Origin of the sequence: Brachybacterium sp. AOP42-C2-15 (assembly GCF_052377065.1) — a bacterium.
Classification (GTDB): Bacteria; Actinomycetota; Actinomycetes; order Actinomycetales; family Dermabacteraceae; genus Brachybacterium.
Genome location: NZ_JBQSWK010000057.1, coordinates 1 through 13,575 on the forward strand (window position 1 = coordinate 1; position 13,575 = coordinate 13,575).

14 protein-coding genes and 1 pseudogene are annotated in these 13,575 nt (G+C 66.8%); 11 read left to right on the forward strand and 4 right to left on the reverse strand.

Annotation, left to right across the window (positions count from 1 at the left end; genetic code table 11):
* The first annotated feature begins 43 nt into the window (after positions 1-43).
* Positions 44-361 (forward strand): histone-like nucleoid-structuring protein Lsr2, encoded by a 318-nt coding sequence (locus tag ACT3SQ_RS17960; protein ID WP_442332555.1) that lies wholly within the window; start codon positions 44-46, stop codon positions 359-361.
* Positions 362-755: 394 nt separating this feature from the next.
* On the forward strand, positions 756-1,589 hold the full coding sequence (locus ACT3SQ_RS17965; RefSeq protein WP_442332556.1) for a C40 family peptidase: 834 nt from the start codon (positions 756-758) through the stop codon (positions 1,587-1,589).
* A gap of 76 nt (positions 1,590-1,665) precedes the next feature.
* On the opposite strand, the gene ACT3SQ_RS17970 is transcribed toward ACT3SQ_RS17965, so the two are convergent.
* Positions 1,666-2,076, reverse strand: a complete 411-nt coding sequence (locus ACT3SQ_RS17970; RefSeq protein ID WP_442332557.1) for a four-helix bundle copper-binding protein — start codon at positions 2,074-2,076, stop codon at positions 1,666-1,668.
* Between the two features lie 221 nt (positions 2,077-2,297).
* On the opposite strand from ACT3SQ_RS17970, the gene ACT3SQ_RS17975 reads away from it, so the two are divergent.
* The 4 genes from ACT3SQ_RS17975 to ACT3SQ_RS17990 all read left to right on the forward strand — a co-directional run bounded on the left by ACT3SQ_RS17975 (position 2,298) and on the right by ACT3SQ_RS17990 (position 4,958).
* Entirely contained in the window at positions 2,298-2,882 is a 585-nt protein-coding gene (locus ACT3SQ_RS17975; RefSeq protein ID WP_442332558.1) for a YdhK family protein, read from the forward strand.
* Positions 2,883-2,953: 71 nt separating this feature from the next.
* Positions 2,954-3,535 (forward strand): CueP family metal-binding protein, encoded by a 582-nt coding sequence (locus tag ACT3SQ_RS17980; protein WP_442332559.1) that lies wholly within the window; start codon positions 2,954-2,956, stop codon positions 3,533-3,535.
* 203 nt (positions 3,536-3,738) lie between these two features.
* Positions 3,739-4,191, forward strand: a complete 453-nt coding sequence (locus ACT3SQ_RS17985; protein WP_442332560.1) for a TlpA family protein disulfide reductase — start codon at positions 3,739-3,741, stop codon at positions 4,189-4,191.
* Entirely contained in the window at positions 4,191-4,958 is a 768-nt protein-coding gene (locus ACT3SQ_RS17990; protein ID WP_442332561.1) for a cytochrome c biogenesis CcdA family protein, read from the forward strand. The genes ACT3SQ_RS17985 and ACT3SQ_RS17990 overlap by 1 nt, the downstream gene beginning before the upstream one ends.
* A 28-nt stretch (positions 4,959-4,986) precedes the next feature.
* Here ACT3SQ_RS17990 and ACT3SQ_RS17995 read toward each other — a convergent pair whose 3' ends face one another.
* Together ACT3SQ_RS17995 and ACT3SQ_RS18000 are read right to left on the reverse strand one after the other, a co-directional pair.
* Entirely contained in the window at positions 4,987-6,063 is a 1,077-nt protein-coding gene (locus ACT3SQ_RS17995; protein ID WP_442332562.1) for a sensor histidine kinase, read from the reverse strand.
* Between the two features lie 67 nt (positions 6,064-6,130).
* On the reverse strand, positions 6,131-6,844 hold the full coding sequence (locus ACT3SQ_RS18000; protein ID WP_299303331.1) for a response regulator transcription factor: 714 nt from the start codon (positions 6,842-6,844) through the stop codon (positions 6,131-6,133).
* A gap of 165 nt (positions 6,845-7,009) precedes the next feature.
* Here ACT3SQ_RS18000 and ACT3SQ_RS18005 point away from each other — a divergent pair, with 165 nt between their 5' ends.
* The 4 genes from ACT3SQ_RS18005 to ACT3SQ_RS18020 all read left to right on the forward strand — a co-directional run bounded on the left by ACT3SQ_RS18005 (position 7,010) and on the right by ACT3SQ_RS18020 (position 11,552).
* A complete protein-coding gene (locus ACT3SQ_RS18005) occupies positions 7,010-7,246 on the forward strand; it encodes an SHOCT domain-containing protein (RefSeq protein ID WP_442332563.1) in 237 nt (78 codons plus the stop codon).
* A 32-nt stretch (positions 7,247-7,278) separates the two neighbouring features.
* Positions 7,279-8,793 carry a multicopper oxidase family protein gene (locus tag ACT3SQ_RS18010; protein WP_444601536.1) on the forward strand — a complete coding sequence of 505 codons (1,515 nt, stop codon included), beginning with the start codon at positions 7,279-7,281 and terminating at the stop codon, positions 8,791-8,793.
* 270 nt (positions 8,794-9,063) lie between these two features.
* Positions 9,064-11,226, forward strand: coding sequence for a heavy metal translocating P-type ATPase (locus tag ACT3SQ_RS18015; protein ID WP_444601537.1), 2,163 nt, complete (start codon positions 9,064-9,066; stop codon positions 11,224-11,226).
* Positions 11,223-11,552, forward strand: coding sequence for a metal-sensitive transcriptional regulator (locus ACT3SQ_RS18020; protein WP_299303340.1), 330 nt, complete (start codon positions 11,223-11,225; stop codon positions 11,550-11,552). Before ACT3SQ_RS18015 ends, ACT3SQ_RS18020 begins: the two co-directional genes overlap by 4 nt.
* Positions 11,553-11,601: 49 nt before the next feature.
* On the opposite strand, the gene ACT3SQ_RS18025 is transcribed toward ACT3SQ_RS18020, so the two are convergent.
* Positions 11,602-12,618 carry a tyrosine-type recombinase/integrase gene (locus ACT3SQ_RS18025; protein ID WP_442332566.1) on the reverse strand — a complete coding sequence of 339 codons (1,017 nt, stop codon included), beginning with the start codon at positions 12,616-12,618 and terminating at the stop codon, positions 11,602-11,604.
* A gap of 94 nt (positions 12,619-12,712) precedes the next feature.
* On the opposite strand from ACT3SQ_RS18025, the pseudogene ACT3SQ_RS18030 reads away from it, so the two are divergent.
* A pseudogene (locus tag ACT3SQ_RS18030) lies at positions 12,713-13,575 on the forward strand (IS3 family transposase); the annotation flags it as partial.

A 13,575-nucleotide genomic window follows, 5' to 3' on the forward strand; every position in this document is an offset into this window, starting at 1 on the left:
GCCTACACTGTCCGCGCAATCACTCTAATCACTGGAGGTCACAATGGCTCGCAAGACCCAGGTTCTGCTCGTTGACGATATCGATGGTTCGGATGCCACGAACACAGTGACGTTTGGGCTGGACGGCGTCTCGTACGAGATTGATCTGAATGAAGACAACTCTCGCCAGCTGCGCTCCGAGCTGGAGAAGTGGACCGTTCTGGCGCGGCGCACTGGTGGTCGCGCGCAGCGCGGCACCGGTGCCAGCACCGGCGGCGACGCCGCGAAGATCCGCCAGTGGGCGGTCGCGAACGGCTACGAGGTCTCGGAGCGCGGTCGCATCCGCGCCGATGTCCGTGAGGCTTACGCCAAGGCGAACTGACTCCGCTCTATCCACTGCTCGGCCCGACACCCCTCAATGGGTGCCGGGCCGTGGTGCGTCCGCGCATGTCTTGCAGCACGGGTCCGCTGATGAGTGCAGCGCTGCCTTAAGACAATCTTGAGAATGCGTTCGATCTCTCGCGTCATCCTTTCGACCGTACAGGTAAAGGCCCGGCCTACCCTCCGGGGGTATCAGGAGAGCGTGCGCAAAGCCGCGGTTAAATCTTCAAGCAGGGCACCCCATGCCTCCGTAGAACCGCCGAACCAGCCCGTACGTTGGTTTCACTGCCCACGAAATGAGCTGGCGCTTCACTGGTCGCTCTGCCGTCGCTGCGGCACTGACGAAGTCATCGACTCCCTCCCGTCTCGAGGAGGGAAACCTACGGAGTAGAACCATGGCCCATAACAACACCCACCGCGCCTTCGGCCGAGCAGTCACGCCTGTCGGGACCGCTGGCCGCGCGTTGCGGGGCACCGGCGGTGCCGCTGTCCTCGGCACGGTCCTCCTCGGATCCGCTTTCGCCGCGGGCCCGGCTCAGGCCGCCCCCGCTGTCTCGCCCGCCGCCTCTGCCGTTGCTGCGCAGGCTGCCGCTCCGGCAGCGCTGGCTCCGGTACACGTGAAGTCCGCCGTGGCATCCGAGAAGCTGCGGTGGGGCTCCGAGGGAACAGCTGTCGAGCAGCTGCAGTCGGCGCTGAACGACCATGGTGCCTCGATAGCCGTCGACGGCAAGTTCGGCAAGCTCACCCACGGGGCCGTGAAGGACTTCCAGGGCTCGCATGACCAGAAGATCGACGGGGTCGTGGGTCCGGAAACCCGCGGCGCGCTGAACGGTGGCGGCGCTTCCATCTCGGGCGGCGGGACCTCTGTTCCCGCTCCTGCGAAGTCTGCGACGAACTCGAAGCAGGCAATCGTCGACGCCGCACGCTCACAGATCGGTGCCTCCTACTCGTGGGGCACCTCTAAGCCGGGCGTCAGTTTCGACTGCTCGGGCCTGAGCTCTTACGCGTACGAGCAGGCCGGTATCGACCTGCCCCGTACCTCGTCTCAGCAGGTGGCGGCCGGCACGACGATCTCGAAGTCCGAGGCCCAGCCCGGTGACCTCGTGGTGTGGCCTGGCCACCTCGGGATCTACGCCGGTGGCGACACGGTCATCGACGCGGGACGCACCCCGGGCGCTGTCACCGAGCGGACCATCTGGGGCAACCCCACCTTCGTCACCTTCCGCTGACCGCACGCCACAACGCCAGCGCAGAGGCAGCCTCGACCACCGGTCGGGGCTCCCTCTGTGTACAGAGGCAGCGTCGTCAGCCGATCGAGGCCAGCAGCTCGGCGCAGGCCTGCTCGCAGCGACGGCAAGCCTCGGCGCAGACCTTGCAGTGTTCGTGCATGCCCGCATGCTCCTCGCACTCCTCGGCGCAGGATTGGCACGCCGCCTGACAAGCCTCGAGCAACTCTCGGTTGAGGGCCACGTTGTTGCCCGTCTGACGGGACAGGACCCGGCCGGTCGTCTCGCAGACGTCGGCGCAGTCCTGGTTCCGTCGGACGCACTGGGTCAACTCCGCCACCATGTCCTCGGCCAAGCAGGCGTCCGCGCAGGCGGTGCAGGTCTGGGCGCACTCGACGCAGGCCTCGATGCATACGGCGAGTTTCTCCCGGTCGATATCGCCGAAGTCCTTCGGGTAGGTCTGAAGCATTGATGCGACGTGATGAGTCATGATCGTGCTCCTTCTCGTTCCGAACGGACCGGCGGCTGCCCGCCCGCCCTGACGACGATAGCCGGGGCGTCGCGGGAGGCAGAAGTGATTAGACCGTTCGTTCTGAGGTGCCGCAAGCCGCCTGGTCAACGTTGTGCACAAGAAGTCCAGACCTGGCCTTGAGGAGACCTTGATCTGAGGGTCGTAGGCTGGCGCAAAGTGTCCTCTGACTAGGAGTAATTATGCGTTCTCGTCGCTCTTTCGGCCGTCTCGCGGCGGTCGTCTTCACCGGTGCGATTGTGTTTGCCGGCTGCGCCGACAGCGGGTCTGACGACGGTCAGACGTCCGGTGGGTCCGAAGCCTCGGAGGCGTCCGATGGTGGTGGCCACGGGGGCATGGAGCACCCGATGGATGGCGGCCCTGCACCGGAGGGGATGGCGCCTGCGGAGGATCCTGAGTTCCCGGTCGGCACAGAGGTGACGCTCACGGCGGACCACATGGAGGGCATGGAGGGAGCGACGGCGACGATCTCCGGTGCCTTCGACACCACGACCTATTCGGTCAGCTTCACCCCGACCGACGGCGGCGAGCCGGTCACTGACCACAAGTGGGTCGTTCACGAAGAGCTCGAAAACCCGGGCGAGGCACCGCTGGCGGAGGGCACCGAGGTGGTCATCACCGCTGATCACATGGCGGGTATGGAGGGTGCTGAAGCCACCATCGACAGAGCCACCGAAGAGACTGTGTACATGGTCGACTACGAAGCCGACGGGATGATGATGACGAACCACAAGTGGGTCGTCGAGAGCGAGATCGAGCCTGCGTGATGACCACCCCGTCGAGCCCTCGAGGTGCATTCGCTTCCTCCGGGGATGGGCCCGGTCGTCGCACTGTGCGGGTGCCCCGACGATCGGTCTCGATCGGTGCCGTCCTGTTCCCGCTCGTGGTCGCCGGCTGCGGCACCGTCGGGTCCGAGCCCCCATCCATCACGGATGATCAGGAGCTGCTCCAGGAACATGGCTTCGCCGACGCCGACGCGCACGAGATCATCGACCGGCTCGAAGCGCTCCCGGTGGCCGAGCGACCGCAGAACCTGATCGCCAGCGTCACTGCGACGTCTCTTCAGCTCCAAGACGATGCAGGGCGGGAGGCCGAGCTGCCCCTCCCGCAGGATCAGTTCTACCTGTCGGTGGCCCCGTTCGTGGAGACCACCCACGAGTGCGCCCTCCACAGTCTGACGACGTGCCGCGGGGAGCTCCGCAGCCGCGAGCTCACTGTGAGCGTGGTCGACAGCAGCTCGGGCGAGATCCTCGAGGAGGGCACTCGCACCACTCACGACAACGGGTTCATCGGTTTCTGGCTGCCGCGCGGGATCACAGCGGAGCTCACGTGCACTCTCGAGGGCTACACGGGGTCCGCGTCCATCTCGACCCAGGCGGAGGATGATCTGACCTGTCTGACCAGTCTTCAACTGACGTGATCGGACGAAGCCTCCGCACCGCACTTCGACGCCCCGTCACCGACCCATTCATGAGGAGCGGGGCTCGGGTCGGCCCGAGTCGGCGGACCACACTCCTGAGCGGCGGTCTATTCGTCCTTGCTCCCTTACTTGCGGCGTGCAGCAGTTCTTCGGATGCCGCGAGCGAGGCGAACGCCGGGTACGTCTCCGGTGACGGGGTCGTCGTGGAGATCCCCCCTGAGGGCCGCGCCGCTTCTCTGGAGATCCGGGGAACGACGTACGGCGGTGACGACTTCGACTCCACGGCGCTGCGCGGTGCACCGTTGGTGATCAACGTCTGGTACGCCTCGTGCCCGCCGTGCCGGGTCGAAGCACCAGCACTGAAGGCCGTGCACTCCGAATATGGTTCACAGGGCGTGGAGTTCGTGGGCGTCAACACCCGCGACAAGGCCGGACCGGCCGCCGCATTCGAGAAGACCTTCGGCATCACCTATCCCTCCATCCCGGACCCCGATGGGGTCGTGATCACGTCGATGGACGGCAGCGTCTCACCCAACGCGGTCCCCACGACATTGATCCTCAATGCTGAAGGACGAGTAGCCGCCCGGATCACGGGCGCAGCCGACCAGAGCACTCTCGAGAGCCTTTTGGATGCCGTGCTGGCGGAGGGTGCCTGATGGATGAACTCTTCGCCACCACCGTGCTGAGCGGACCCCTGGCCGCAGCCCTTCTCCTGTCGAAAGTTGCCGGTCTGGTCGCGTTCCTCTCACCGTGCGTGCTCCCGGTGGTCCCCGGCTACCTGGGATACATCACCGGCCTCACCGGACCGGGCACCGGGCCGCGTAGCAACAGTGATCCGGGCGAGCGTCCGTGGCGCCTGGTCGCCGGCGCGGTGCTGTTCGTGGCTGGATTCACTGCGGTGTTCCTGGTCATCGGCGGCTTCGTCGGCGCCCTCGGGTCATTGATGGTCCAGTACACCAGCGCGATCAATCGGATCTCCGGGGTGCTGGTGATCCTCATGGGACTGGTGTTCGTGGGAATCTTCCCCCGTCTCTCCGGTGAGAAACGGATCCGGAAGCGCCCCGATGCCGGACTCGCCGGCGCACCCCTGCTCGGGATCACGTTCGGCTTCTCCTGGACTCCGTGCATCGGCCCAACGTTCGCCGCGGTCGCCGCGCTCAGCCTCGGGGAGGCCTCCGCGAGCCGCGGCGCACTCCTCGCGTTCGGCTACGCGATCGGGCTCGGGATCCCGTTCATCCTCTTCGCCCTCGTGTTCCGGCGCGCCCTCGGCATCTCCAAAATGCTGTCCCGGCATCGCCGCACGCTACAGATCGTCGGTGGCTCCGTGCTCATCGCCATCGGACTCCTGCTGGTCACCGGCGTGTGGGAGCAGTGGATGGCTCTCCTGCAGGTGCGGATCGGCAACTTCACTACGATCGTCTGAGGGGTGCGTTCCGCCGTGCGCGGCGGGCTCAGCGGTCAGCGGTCGCACGAGGAAGCCGAATGGTGAAGGTGGCTCCCTGTCCGGGCCCCTCACTGGCTGCGGCCATGGTCCCGCCGTGCGCATCGACGAGGGCGCGGCTGATCGTCAGGCCGATGCCTGAGCCGGAGTTGTCACGGGTGCGGGAGCTGTCGGCGCGGAAGAACCGTTCGAACAGGCTTGACCGGTCCTCATTGGTGAAGCCTTCGCCGTCGTCCGCTACCGTGATCTCCACCGTGCTGCCGTGGGTGGCTGCCGAGACCGTGACGGTGCCTCCGGGGGAAGTGTGCCGTAGAGCGTTGCTCAGCAGGTTTCCGAGGACTTGGGCGAGGCGGTCCGGGTCCGCGTGGATCGTCACGGAGTGGGGCAGGGCCGTTTCTCGTCGTAGTGCCACGCCCGCTGTCTCGAACCGTTCATCCCATGCCGGGAGTATCGACTCCAGCAGGTCGTCGACGGCGAGGGGGTGCAGCTGTACCGGGAGCTGGCCCTCCTCGGCCCGGGACACTTCACTGATGTCGTCAGCCAGCCGCGAAAGTCGCATGGTCTGGCTGGCGAGGATGGGCATGGCTGCCTCCGGCTCGATGACGCCATCGGCCATCGCCTCGTGATGTGCCGAGAGGGTGGCGATGGGGGTGCGCAGCTCATGGGCGAGGTCGGAGAACAGTTGGCGTCGGGTCTCCTCGACGGCGTCCAGGCGCGCTGCCATGTCGTTGAGCGTGGCGGCCAGGGAGTCGAGTTCGGTCCCGGCTCCGACGGAGGGCACGCGCGTGGAGTAGTGGCCGCGGGACAGTTCATCGACAGCCGAGGTGAGGCCGTGAAGCGTCTGGCGGAGTCGTCGTGCCAGGTTCCAGGTGACCAGGCCGGCGGCCAGGAGGGAGACCACCAGTCCGACCCCGAGGGCAAGTGCGAGCGCGTCACGGTAGGCGCGTTCGATGTGGACGAGCTCGTCGCTGCCCACCGGGAGATCGGTCTGGAGCAGGTGGTAGTGGAAGACGGCGGGCCCGATGATCACCGTCAGCACCGTGATGGTGAGCGCGCCGGCGAGCAGCACGATGAGCTGGCCGATCATCAGGCGCGAGGCCAAGCTGGTGCTAGGGCGAACCGTTCGCACAGATGTATTCGGTGCGGTCACGAGCTCACCCCTTCCCCATCCGGTACCCGATACCGCGCACCGTGGTGACGAACCGTGCAGACTCAGCCGTCTCGTCGAGTTTTCGTCGGAGGTTGGCGATGTGCACATCGACGAGATGGTCATCTCCGAGCCAGCTGTCTCCCCAGACGGCCTCCATCAGCTGTCTGCGACTGAAGGCCTGGCCAGGACTGAGCGCCAGGGTCATCAAGAGTCCCCTCTCGGTGGGGGTCAGCGGAAGTGGCCGGCTGGCGAGCCGCACCTCCTGGGCAGCTGTGTCGATCTCGAGCTCTCCAAAAGTGCGCACTGTGTCCGAAGACGCCGTCCCGGAATCGGCGCGGGGCCTGCGCAATACGGCCTGGACCCGAGCGACGAGCTCACGCACGCTGAACGGCTTGGTGAGGTAGTCATCCGCCCCCACCGACAGCCCCACCAGGCGGTCCACCTCCTCTGACCGTGCCGTCGTGATCAGCACGTAGCAGTCGGAGAAGGCGCGGATCCTGCGCATCACCTCCAGACCGTCGAGCCCGGGCAGGCCGAGATCGAGGACGATCACGTCCGGTGACAGAGTGCGGGCTGCCTCCACCGCCTCCGGACCGCTCCGCGCGCTCGCAGTCGCGTAGCCGGCCTTCACGAGATACGCCTGGACCACATCCGACAGCGCGGCTTCGTCCTCGACGACGAGAACCATCGCCGCTGCTCGATCCGTTTCACTCCTCATGGCTCCAGTCTGGTCCCCGTCCCTGGAGATCGCGTGTCTACGGAGGCGCAGACGGACTATCTGGACCAGATCTTGAGGAACTCTCGACGAGAACTTCGCCCGCCCCGGGGGAATCTGATGTGGACCGTGCCGCGTACGAACTCGACCCACTAAGGGAGCTGCTCGATGATGCCTACCGATGCGATGTCGTGGCTGATGTGGGTGATAGTCGCCGGTCTGCTCGCTCTCCTCTGGGCCTCGGCACTGCTGCTGGCATGCACCGTGCTGCCCGGGCGCCCCCGACGCGCGCGGGACGAGAACGAGGCGATCGGAGAACTCTCACTGCGCCTCGCACGAGGCGAAATCACGGCCAACGAGTTCGAACAACAGCGACAACTGGTCCTGACGGCTTTTCGGCCATGACACCACCCCCTCACTCGAGAAGGACTGCACCTGTGAAGACCGTTTCCCGCCGCACCGTGTTCACCGGAGGTCTCGGCGCAGCAGCCCTGACGCTCGCGGCATGCGGTAACCGCACCACCTCGACCGACGCCGGAGCATTCCCGCCGCCTCCAGCCCTGACGCCGAAGGCCGGTCAGAATGTCGTCACCCAGGCCCTCGCCGCGGCGCCGACGACGGTGGACCTCGGAGGGAAGACGGTCTCTACTTGGGCATACGGCGAGAGCCTCCCCGGGCCGCTGATCCGCGCCAAAGCTGGCGCTCTGCTGCGGATCACGCTCGAGAACCGCCTGCCCGAGGCCTCCACGATCCACTGGCACGGCATCCGACTGCACAATGCGGCCGACGGGGTGCCGGGGATGACGCAAGATCCGGTCGAGCCGAACACCTCCTACACCTACGAATTCGTCGCCCCCGATCCCGGCACGTACTTCCTCCACTCCCACGTCGGCCTGCAGCTCGACCGCGGGCTTTACGCCCCACTGATCATCGACGACCCCGACGAACCCGGAGACTACGACGCGGAATGGATCGTGACCCTCGATGACTGGATCGATGGGACCGGGCAGACTCCCGATGAGGTCCTGGCTGCGCTGACCGGTGCCAGCCCCTCGGATTCCGGCGGCATGGACCACGGCGACATGCCAATGGGCGACGACCCCGCCGACGGGGGATCCGGAGGCATGGACCACGGCGACATGCCCATGGGCGAGGAGCCCTGGGGCGATGCCGGCGACGTGACCTACCCCCACTTCCTCCTCAACGGCCGGATCCCCGAAGCGCCGGAGATCTTCGAGGCGAAGCCCGGCCAGCGCGTGCGCCTGCGCCTGATCAACGCCTCCGCCGACACCATCTTCGCTCTCGCGCTCGGAGATCACGATCTCTCTGTCACCCACTCTGACGGATTCGCCGTCGAGCCGGTCACCGCCAAGGCGCTCTATCTCGGCATGGGCGAGCGGTACGACGTGGTGGTCACCGTGAAGGACGGCATGTTCCCTCTGGTGGCGCGTCCTGTCGGGAAGACCAGCGGCGGCCAGGGGCTCGCCGTGTTGAGGACCGGTGCCGGGGAAGTGCCCGCTGCGGACGTCCGGGTCCGAGAGCTCGACGGGGAGGCCCTCATCGGATCTACTCTGGAGCCGGCCGAGGCGGCGCGACTCGAGGACCGCGCAGTTGACACCGAGCTCGGGCTCTCGTTCCAAGGCTCGATGCAGCCGTACCAGTGGGCCATCAACGGCGCCCCCTACGGGCAGAACACTCCACTGAGCATCCGTGAGGGGCAGCGGGTGCGCATCATCGCGACCAACCAGACGATGATGAGTCACCCCCTCCACATCCACGGGCATACCATCGCCCTGCCATCGGGGCTCCGAAAGGACACGGTGATGATGGCACCCATCGAATCGTTCGCTCTCGACTTCGATGCGGACAATCCGGGCCGGTGGGCAGCGCACTGCCACAACGCGTACCACCAGGAGGTCGGCATGATGACCGGCATCGACTACGCGCCCTGACGCCGTGGGTTCCGGCCCCCGGCGCCGAAGTAGGTCGACATTGGTGTCGCCCTCCTGGGCCTCGATCAAAGGCGAGCGGGCCATCTGGTCGGAGTCAGCGGCTTGGATTCTGGCGCCGACTAGAGGGATGTCATGCCACCCCTCCGCGCCTCGATCACGCCGATGGTCACAGCGGATTCCGACCCCTCGACATATACCCCCTAGGGGTATATGGTCGGACGCATGAACGCTGGCAACCAGACACACGGTCGAGACCACGGAGGACCCGGCATGCAGCACGCTCATCCTTCCCCCACGCCTCAGGACGCCCACTCCGGCAGTGCTGAGCACGACGCTCCCGACGCGCATCACGACCACGGAACTCACGGAGACCATTCGGGACACGAGGGCCACGCCGCCGGGCACGGTGGGCACGCAGGCCATGGCGACCACGTCGCACAGTTCCGGCGGCTGTTCTGGATCAACTTGATCATCGCGATTCCGGTCGTCCTGTTCTCACCGATGTTCGCGATGCTGCTCGGGTACAGCGTTCCCGACTTCCCCGGTTCCCTATGGATCGCCCCGCTCTTCGGCACCGTCATGTACGTCTGGGGTGGCCGTCCGTTCCTCACCGGCGCCGTCTCCGAGATCCGTTCCCGTCAGCCCGGGATGATGCTGCTGATCGGGCTCGCGATCACGGTCGCGTTCATCGCCTCCTGGGGAGCCACCCTCGGGATTCTCGACCACCAGCTGGAATTCTGGTGGGAGCTCGCCCTGCTGATCGTGATCATGCTGCTCGGCCACTGGGTCGAGATGCGCTCCCTCGCCCAGACCACGTCCGCACTCGACTCCCTGGCCGCGCTGCTGCCCGATATGGCAGAGCGCATCGACGGCGACGAGCTCGTGAGGGTCTCGCCGACCGAATTGCAGCACGGGGACCTGGTCCTGGTGCGCCCGGGGGCGAGCGTCCCGGCCGACGGTACGATCCGCGAGGGTCGCGCCGACGTGGACGAGTCCATGGTCACCGGCGAGTCCCGTCCCGTGACGCGCTCTACCGGTGACTCCGTCGTGGCGGGAACCGTCGCCACCGATTCGAGCCTCCGCATCGAGGTCACCGCCACAGGTGACGAGACCGCCCTCGCCGGCATTCAGCGCCTGGTGACCGAGGCGCAGAACTCCTCGTCCCGGGCGCAGCGCATCGCAGATACCGCTGCGGCGTGGCTTTTCTGGTTCGCTCTCGGCGCTGCCGTGATCACCGCGATCACCTGGTCTCTGCTCGGCATGCCCGATGCCGCCGTGGTGCGCACGGTGACGGTGCTCGTGATCGCCTGCCCCCACGCTCTGGGGCTCGCGATTCCGTTGGTGGTCTCGATCGCCACCGAGCGTGCTGCTCGTGGCGGAGTTCTGGTCAAGGATCGCCTTGCCCTGGAGGCCATGCGCATGGTCGACGCCGTCCTGTTCGACAAGACCGGCACTCTCACCAAGGGTGAGCCCGTTCTCGCCGAGATCATCACCCGCGGTGCGGACGAGAGCGAGGTGCTGGCCCTGGCAGCTGCCGCCGAGGCGGAGAGCGAGCATCCGCTCGCCCGCGCCATCGTCGCCAGGGCTCAGGCCGAAGGAGCGCAGATCCCTGCGGGCTCCGACATCAGCTCCACCCCTGCGCTGGGCGTGAGTGCCCAGGTGGACGGGCACGAGATCCGCGTGGGCGGTCCCCGACTGCTCGAGGAGACCGGAGTGAGTGAAGTCGACGAGGCTGAGGCCTGGCGCCAGGAGGGCGCGATCATCCTCCACGTCCTCGGCGACGGCGAGGTGATCGGCGGCCTCAAGCTCCACGACGAGGTGCGCCCCGAATCTCGCGACGCCATCGATGCCCTGCACAGCTTGGGGGTTGAGGTCGTCATGATCACCGGTGACGCCGAGGCGGTGGCGAACAGCGTCGGCAAGGAGCTCGGTATCGACCGTGTCTTCGCCGGGGTGCGGCCCGAGGACAAGTCCTCGAAGGTCGCCCAGCTCCAGAAGGAGGGCATGAAGGTCGCGATGGTCGGCGACGGCGTCAACGATGCCCCTGCCCTTGCTCAGGCCGATGTCGGCATCGCCATCGGTGCCGGCACCGATGTCGCGATCGCCTCCGCTGGGGTCGTGCTGGCCAGCTCCGATCCACGCTCCGTGCTCTCGGTCATCGAGCTCTCCCGCGGCGCCTACCGGAAGATGAAGCAGAACCTCTGGTGGGCTGCCGGCTACAACCTGATCTCCGTGCCGCTCGCGGCGGGCATCCTCGCCCCCATCGGGTTCGTGCTGCCGATGTCCGTCGGAGCGATCCTGATGTCCCTGTCCACCATCGTGGTCGCCCTGAACGCCCAGCTCCTGCGACGCCTCGACCTTCGCCCGGAGGCGACCGTCGCCGCCGTCCGCGCTCGCCGCGGACCCAGTCTCACCGAGCGGAATCACTCATGAACACAGTCCCCAAAACCGCGGAGGGCCATGCCTGTCACAGCGGGCCTCACGGATATATCCAGGACAAGCCCCGCTATCTCAATCGTCTCAAGCGCATCGAAGGTCAAGCGCGGGGGATCTCCCGAATGATCGACGAAGACGTCTACTGCATCGACATCCTCACCCAGATCTCTGCCCTGGACAGCGCGCTGGAGAACGTTGCGCTGGGCCTACTCGGCGACCACCTCCACCACTGCGTACTCGATGCCGCCCGCGAAGGAGGAGACGAGGCCGAGATCAAGCTAAGTGAGGCCTCTGACGCGGTAAGGTGCCTCGTCAAGTCGTGAAGAGATCCGGGGGCTTGCGTTCCCTCTGTCAGCTCGAACGGCTGCGCACCTACAGGCCGATCTTGCCCGCTGTTGAGTCTTCGAAGGCGCTGGCGGGGCGCACGTACCGTGCGAGGGAGTCCAGTCGACGGTGTCTGGTGGTGCGGGAGATCGCCATCGGGTCGACGCCCTCCTCTGCGGCGGATGTCGCGTGTCCGGCACGCAGTGAGTGCCCGGAGACCCAGGTCTGGGCGACTCCTGCGGTGTGGGCGTAGTCCTTCCCGCTGGTGCCGGCGGCTGCGGCGCGGGCCTGGATGATGCCGGCGATCGAGCGGTCCGACAATGCAGCGTTGGCGATCCGGGAGTGGTTGTAGATCCGGGAGAACACGGGGGTTCCATCTCCGAGGCGTCTGCCGCTGGCTTCGAGCCACGCCTCGAGTGCGAGCACCGGGCAGGTCTCGGGGTGGGCGCCGAGGGGGATGCCGATGAGGTCTCCTCTCCCGGTCTGGTCGGTCTTGGAGCGGCGTATGCGCAGCAGCAGGCCGGCATCCTGGCGGGCGATGTCGTTCGTGGTGAGTGCCGCGATCTCGCTTCTGCGCTGGGCGGCGGCAAGTCCGAGGAGGAGGATTGCGCGGTCGCGCTTGCCGGTCGCGGTCTCAAGGTCGTCCATCGCGTCGATGATCTGACGCATCAGGGTGGTCGTCAGAGGTGATGCTCGACGGGAGGGTGCGGTCCCGAGCGTCCTGCCGGCGGAGCGGAGTGCCTGGCGGACTCCGTGGTGGGCGGTGGGGTCATCGAGGCCTCCGTCCAGGTGCGCGGCGGCGATCGCGGCGACGTCACGGGAGATCGTCGAGTGTGCGACGTACGTGGACCGGTGCGCGATGTAGGACGCGACGACCTCCGGGCCCGTGGGCAGACCTGGGTAGCCGCGCTCCTGGCACCAGGCCGTGAAGGTGCGCATCGCGGAGGCGTAGGAGCGTCTGGTCTCGGCGGAGCGACTGGCCGCGAGGAGAGTGCCTACGTTCTGGGCGTCCTCGAGCCTGACCGGCGTGGGCAGTGGCGTCCGCTTCTGGATGGCTCTGGTCATCTGCCCTCCTGTGTCTTCTCCCTTGGGGACTGCCGCACCGTTAGGTGACATCTGATCTGGCTTGCCCACTGGGCGGCCTGGAAGGATGTGCACCATGCCCGCTCCCTACCCCCAGGAGTTCCGCGAGGACGTCGTGCGAGTCGCCCGGTCCCGCGAGGACGGCGTCACCATCGCGCAGATCGCGAAGGACTTCGGCGTCCACGAGATGACGCTCCACAAATGGATCCGCCAAGCAGACATCGACGACGGCAATCGCCCCGGGAAGACCCGTGAGGACTCAACGGAACTACGCGAGCTACGCCGCCGGAACCGGCTGCTGGAGCAGGAGAACGAGGTCCTGCGTCGTGCTGCTGCATACCTGTCCCAGGCGAATCTGCCGGGAAAATCCTCTACCCGCTCGTGAGCGAGCTCGCCGCCGACGGGATCCCCGTTGCGGTGTCCTTGCGGGTCCTGAAGCTCTCTCGCCAGCCCTACTACCGCTGGCGGAAACAGCAGGTCACCGAGGCCGAGCTGGTCGAGGCCTATCGAGCCAACGCGCTATTGGACGCTCACCGCGACGACCCGGAGTTCGGGTACCGGTTCCTCGCCGGCGAAGCCGCTGAGGCTGGTGAGGTCATGTGCGAGCGGACCGCGTGGCGGATCTGCCACGACAACCAGTGGTGGTCCGTTTTCGGGAAGAAGCGCGCCAAGAACGGGAAACGTCCGGGACCGCCTGTCCACGATGACCTCGTCCAGAGGGACTTCACTGCCGATGACGTCAACGAGCTGTGGCTGACCGACATCACCGAGCACTGGACTGATGAGGGCAAGCTCTACCTCTGCGCGATCAAGGACGCCTTCTCCGGCCGGATCGTCGGCTACTCCATGAGTGACCGGATGAAGGCCCGCTTGGCGGTGAACGCCCTGGCCAACGCGGCAACCCGGCGCGGCGACGTTGCTGGCTGCATTGTTCACTCA

Bases quoted from the DNA above. Each gene is read 5' to 3' on its own strand.
- ACT3SQ_RS17960 (WP_442332555.1), top strand. From the start codon at position 44: ATGGCTCGCAAGACCCAGGTTCTGCTCGTTGACGATATCGATGGTTCG.
- ACT3SQ_RS17965 (WP_442332556.1), top strand. From the start codon at position 756: ATGGCCCATAACAACACCCACCGCGCCTTCGGCCGAGCAGTCACGCCT.
- ACT3SQ_RS17970 (WP_442332557.1), bottom strand. From the start codon at position 2,076: ATGACTCATCACGTCGCATCAATGCTTCAGACCTACCCGAAGGACTTC.
- ACT3SQ_RS17975 (WP_442332558.1), top strand. From the start codon at position 2,298: ATGCGTTCTCGTCGCTCTTTCGGCCGTCTCGCGGCGGTCGTCTTCACC.
- ACT3SQ_RS17990 (WP_442332561.1), top strand. From the start codon at position 4,191: ATGGATGAACTCTTCGCCACCACCGTGCTGAGCGGACCCCTGGCCGCA.
- ACT3SQ_RS17995 (WP_442332562.1), bottom strand. From the start codon at position 6,063: ATGATCGGCCAGCTCATCGTGCTGCTCGCCGGCGCGCTCACCATCACG.
- ACT3SQ_RS18000 (WP_299303331.1), bottom strand. From the start codon at position 6,844: ATGAGGAGTGAAACGGATCGAGCAGCGGCGATGGTTCTCGTCGTCGAG.
- ACT3SQ_RS18005 (WP_442332563.1), top strand. From the start codon at position 7,010: ATGATGCCTACCGATGCGATGTCGTGGCTGATGTGGGTGATAGTCGCC.
- ACT3SQ_RS18015 (WP_444601537.1), top strand. From the start codon at position 9,064: ATGCAGCACGCTCATCCTTCCCCCACGCCTCAGGACGCCCACTCCGGC.
- ACT3SQ_RS18020 (WP_299303340.1), top strand. From the start codon at position 11,223: ATGAACACAGTCCCCAAAACCGCGGAGGGCCATGCCTGTCACAGCGGG.
- ACT3SQ_RS18025 (WP_442332566.1), bottom strand. From the start codon at position 12,618: ATGACCAGAGCCATCCAGAAGCGGACGCCACTGCCCACGCCGGTCAGG.